The 4,847-nt window shown below is 41.7% G+C and carries 4 protein-coding genes; 3 read left to right on the forward strand and 1 reads right to left on the reverse strand.

Features of this window, described 5'->3' with window-relative positions:
- Window positions 1-99: 99 nt before the first annotated feature.
- A complete protein-coding gene (locus J7I83_RS17615) occupies window positions 100-1,239 on the reverse strand; it encodes an NAD(P)-dependent alcohol dehydrogenase (RefSeq protein WP_215102923.1) in 1,140 nt (379 codons plus the stop codon).
- A gap of 360 nt (window positions 1,240-1,599) precedes the next feature.
- Here J7I83_RS17615 and J7I83_RS17620 point away from each other — a divergent pair, with 360 nt between their 5' ends.
- From J7I83_RS17620 to J7I83_RS17630, 3 genes are all read left to right on the forward strand, one after another.
- On the forward strand, window positions 1,600-1,899 hold the full coding sequence (locus J7I83_RS17620) for a hypothetical protein (protein WP_215102925.1): 300 nt from the start codon (window positions 1,600-1,602) through the stop codon (window positions 1,897-1,899).
- Window positions 1,900-2,121: 222 nt separating this feature from the next.
- Complete coding sequence (locus J7I83_RS17625) at window positions 2,122-2,331, forward strand: hypothetical protein (protein WP_215102927.1); 210 nt, start codon at window positions 2,122-2,124, stop codon at window positions 2,329-2,331.
- A gap of 315 nt (window positions 2,332-2,646) precedes the next feature.
- Window positions 2,647-4,602, forward strand: a complete 1,956-nt coding sequence (locus tag J7I83_RS17630; RefSeq protein WP_215102929.1) for a phospholipase D-like domain-containing protein — start codon at window positions 2,647-2,649, stop codon at window positions 4,600-4,602.
- The last annotated feature ends 245 nt before the right edge of the window (window positions 4,603-4,847 follow it).

Raw genomic sequence — 4,847 nt, forward strand, 5'->3', positions numbered from 1 at the left:
CTCTTCCGTTCTTTTTTAGTCTCCGCTGATTTAAAGGGAGGGTTTTTCAGTGGCCTCGATAATTACCGGAACCTTTTTTTGACTACAATATGAATGCCCTTAGTTGTTATATACTAATGGCTGATCTTTACGATAGCTTTCATCAATAATTAATATGGGTTTGATCGTTTTGCCGCTATTAGAGTCTGCCGCTGCTTGATTAATTTCATTGAATTTATAGAATTTCACTAATTTTTCAAATGGGAATTTCCCTTCTTTATTGTATTGAATAAGTTGCGGAACCGCGATTTGGGGAACTGCATCACCCATTAAGACACCTATGAGCTTGCGATTTGAAATTACTAAATCCGTAAAGGTATTAAATTCGAGTGAGTTTGGTGTTACAGCTACAGGTGCAGCAATACCTCCAATTCCCAGAACCTCAATGGATGATTTCATAACAGCTGATATGCCTGTTGTATCGACTGAATAGTCGACGCCTAGGCCACCTCTAATTTCGGCGATACGATCTGCCAAGTTCTCTGTTCTACTATTTATTGTATGGGTCGCACCTAGTTCTCGGGCTATTTCTAAACGCGAATCATGAATATCAATTGCTATAATGGTTGAACATCCTTCAATTTTCGCAGTCATGAGTACACCAAGTCCCACCGCTCCTGTACCAAACACGGCAATCGCTGAGGAAGTTTTTGGTTTTAATCCGTTGACTACGGTGCCAAAGCCGGTCAATAAACCACAGCCTAGTGGACCGAATAATCGCAGATCCTCTTCAGCATCAATCTTAATTAAGTTATTGGCATTTGTAATCGTATATGTAGCAAAAGAACTTTGTGTGAAGAAGTTTGACACAGGTGTTCCATCTTCTTTAAAAAAAGTATGGCTACCATCTTGACGGGTACCCGCAAAATTTAAGGCTGTCCATTGGTTGCAAGATGAGGGATGTCCTGTGCGGCAACTCGGACATGTGCCACAGTAATTGTAGGCCATTACAACTTGATCTCCTACTTCAAAGTTTTTGACAGCGTTTCCAACTTTCTCGATAATGCCTGCACCTTCATGGCCCAATACACTAGGCATCGGAAATGCTGCGTCACCAATGCGCAGTGCCTCATCTGAATGGCAAATGCCGGTTGCCACTATTTTCACAATCACTTCATCAGGATAAATTTCACCAAGTGTTAATTCTTCAATTTGATAATCTTCATTAATTCCATTTACCACTGCAGCTGTTATTTTCATGTAAACTCCTCCAATTCATTTTTTTAAAAAGAATCCTTATCTATCTTGAGTGTGGCTAACAAGCATATTTTTTGTGCTCTGGTAATTGTCCAGCATCATTCTTTCGCCGCATCAAGTGCTACTTTGCCATTTTTTTGTGATGGATCTTAGAATTTCAGTAAAATCCTTCCCACTTATAAGGATGCGTAATCGAAATATTATCCTTTAGCGAGAATTTTCCGCTCATCGTTAATATAGTTTCGTCTTTCTATTTGAATATACTCTTAGCGCCATCAATGTCTGGTGTTGCATAAACCATCATGATTGTCTTTTTCCCCCTCTGGGTTCAGATTATTATTTCTTGAATGTATTTCTTATGGTATGAAAAAGAAACAATTAAACGGCTTGGTTTATATATTGTCACAATTATCAGATAATATCAACGATTTAAGTTTTTTGAAGAATTACTATAAAATGAATTTAATTTATTTATTTTCGTGGAATTCCATTTTAGCTGTATATTATGGAACTGGATTGTCTGAAATCAAACTTGATGAAATTTTGACTTCTTATAAGCGTCACGATTACCTGGTGAGTTCAAAAGCCGGTCGAATTGTGCTAGACGAAGAAAAAGAAGTGCTGTTTGAATTTGGTCGTGAAAAATTCAAACGCACTATATAGAGGATGGAACACTTTGTTCGATTGAAGACAGCCTGAAGCGTCTGAAAAAAGACCGCTTGCATGATATCTCCCCAGCCTTACAGGGGATGAATGGGTGACAAAGTTTGATAAAGCGCGCAAATACGCCTGTAAAGTACTGGACCGCCTCAGGAATAGAGGGTCATCAAAGCTTGGGGACTAGCTGTCAACACGACAACGCCGATTGAAGCAGCGCTTGAGCGGATGATGGCGCTGGCACAGGAAAAAGGCGGTGGACGTGTGATCGGGTCCGCATTTAATTCGGGCGCATTACGGCCTGATCGCATCAAAGAAGATCTGCAGGCAATAAAGGGAAATAGCGAGAAGAAAAAGGTTCAGGTAATTCACCCGGAACCTTTTGTTAGTGCACAAGACTTTAAAAATGCTTTTTTCATTAATCTTGAATTTTTCTAATCACTTCCAATTAAAGCCTGCCGTATTGGCCTTTACGGATGCTTTTCGCAGGCGAAAAGCGAAAAACCAACGTAAAAAGGGGAGAACCCCGTGCAGGTGATATTCACCTGCACGGGGTTCTTTAGATTATAGAGAAAGCTCAAATTTTCCGTCAACCCAGGTCTATATTCTGTTTTGATAATTGTTAAAAATAGTAAAATTATTTAATGAAAATGAAATTTTTGTTAAATCTTAATACTAAATTAATAAAATAGTTATACAATAATAAAGGGCTTGATGAGCCTTGGAAACACAAAAGGAAAAGGGGTTGGGAAAATGAGGAAACCGTTACATCTTTCATTGATCTTTGCACTTATTATTTCTTTTATGGCACCTGGTATCGTATTAGATCAAGAAGCACATGCAGCGACGACAGGCACGGTAGCCATCAACGAAGTTGCCTGGATGGGTACGAGTTACAGCTACAATAGCGAATGGATTGAATTACATAACACGACAAACACAGCTGTGGATATGAACGGATGGACTTTGCACGCCACCGATAGCAGTCCCGAGATCAGCCTCTCCGGTACCATTGCGGCAGGTGGTTATTATTTATTGGAAAGAACCAATGACAGCTCTGTTCCTGGTGTTGCTGCTGACCTAATTTATACAGGATCGCTGGAAAATGGCGGTGAGATCCTTGAACTGAGAGATTCTGCCGGCGCTTTAATAGACAGTGCAGATGCCTGGTATGCAGGGGATAACACGGCAAAGGCAACAATGGAAAGAGCCGATCCGCTTGTGGCCGGCACCGAAGCCACCAACTGGATTGATTCTGCCAAAACCTATGACGGAGGAAACGGCACTCCGCGGGCAGTCAATTCAAAAGTGAAAGGCTGTACCGACAGAACGGAACATTTGAATAACGTTTCTGAAGCGGAAGGCGCCATTAACGTTTACTTTAACAAATGCGCGGATGTATCCTATGCAAGTTCGGGGAACGAAGCAAACTATAACGTGAATCTGGAAACCCGCTTGATCGAACGCTTGAATCAAGCGACGACCAGCATCGACTTTGCAACATATGAAATTAATCTGCCGGGCATTGTGGATGCGTTGATCGCGAAAGCGGCGGAAGGCATTGATGTACGCGTGATAGCGGATGCCAAAGATGCAGCCGACCCGCATTATGTTGAACGGTTCAAGACGATGCGATTGCAAGTGGAGAAAATGGTAAGGGGACAGGATGGAAAAGTTGGAACAGCGGATGATATTTATGTCTTCTCTGATTCTCCGATGTTTGCTGTGGAAGACAGTGCAGTCAGAACCGATTTCGGCTTGCCTGCCACACCAGAAGATTTCCCGCTTGAAACCGTTGCAGTCGGAAACGGTGATGTATCAGGTTATCTGTTTGTCGATGCCGAAGAAAAAAGCATCGATGCCTACTATAGCCCCGGGACACAAATGCATAATAAATTTGCCGTCATTGATGACCGCTGGGTATTTACAGGAAGCTGGAACTTCACAGTAACCGGCTTGTACGGCACTGAAACCAATATGGAACAAGGCGTTTTAGACGGCAACCAGCAGCATGTGGTCGAGATCAACTGGCCGGCATTGGCTAATGTGTTCGAAGTTGAATTTAATGAAATGTGGGGCAGCTCTACACTATCGCCTGACATAGAAGCTGCTAATTTCAACACCCGGAAGATTGACAATACGATACATGAAGTCGATGTGAATGGGAAAATCGTTGAGATTTACTTTTCGGCAGGTGATGATGCGGTCGGGAAAATGAGGGAGTTTGTTAGAACGTCCGCTGATGTGAATACTTACTTCACCATTTTTGCTTGGAGCGATCAAGGATTGGTCGATGAGTTAAAGAATTTATGGGAAGGATCATATAATGATTTGGAAGGCACATTGACGGGCTTTGATATCAAAGGTGTATTCGATCACAGCTTCTGGAACCAATGGTGGTCTGCAAGTGTGGATATGACGGGGCGCACCGCTTCACAGGAAAGCGTCGATAACCCAAATACCCGCTGGGCCAACCCCGCCCCCGTATACACGGGCAATGAGTCCCGCAAACTTCACAGCAAAACCATGTTGATCGATGCTGACACAAACAGTGATCCGACGGTAATTGTAGGTTCCACGAACTGGAGCAATAACGGCAACAACATCAATGATGAAAACCTGCTGTTTATCCATGACGCAGCCATTACCAATCAATTTGTACAGGAGTTTAACGTCAGGTATACGAAAGCTGGCGGAGCAGTAAACTAAAGGATTAGAAAATTAGTGGGTATGGCTGTTAAGACGGGATAGTTCTTAACAGTCTTTTTTTGTTTGATTTACCTTTTGGAATTCTGTCACTCCTAGATAATTAGGAATTATGATTTTGTTTATGTCAGATATCGATAAAATTCTGTTTAAAAAGAAGCTATCCCGAAGTTTTTCATATCCTGGCACAGAAACTTATTGATAATTTCTCTTGTTATTATTTTGAAGTGAAGATTATCATATTAAGT

The organism is Planococcus sp. ISL-110 (assembly GCF_018613575.1).
Taxonomy (GTDB): Bacteria; Bacillota; Bacilli; order Bacillales_A; family Planococcaceae; genus Planococcus.

Bases quoted from the DNA above. Each gene is read 5' to 3' on its own strand.
- J7I83_RS17620 (WP_215102925.1), top strand. From the start codon at position 1,600: ATGAAAAAGAAACAATTAAACGGCTTGGTTTATATATTGTCACAATTA.
- J7I83_RS17625 (WP_215102927.1), top strand. From the start codon at position 2,122: ATGATGGCGCTGGCACAGGAAAAAGGCGGTGGACGTGTGATCGGGTCC.
- J7I83_RS17630 (WP_215102929.1), top strand. From the start codon at position 2,647: ATGAGGAAACCGTTACATCTTTCATTGATCTTTGCACTTATTATTTCT.
- J7I83_RS17615 (WP_215102923.1), bottom strand. From the start codon at position 1,239: ATGAAAATAACAGCTGCAGTGGTAAATGGAATTAATGAAGATTATCAA.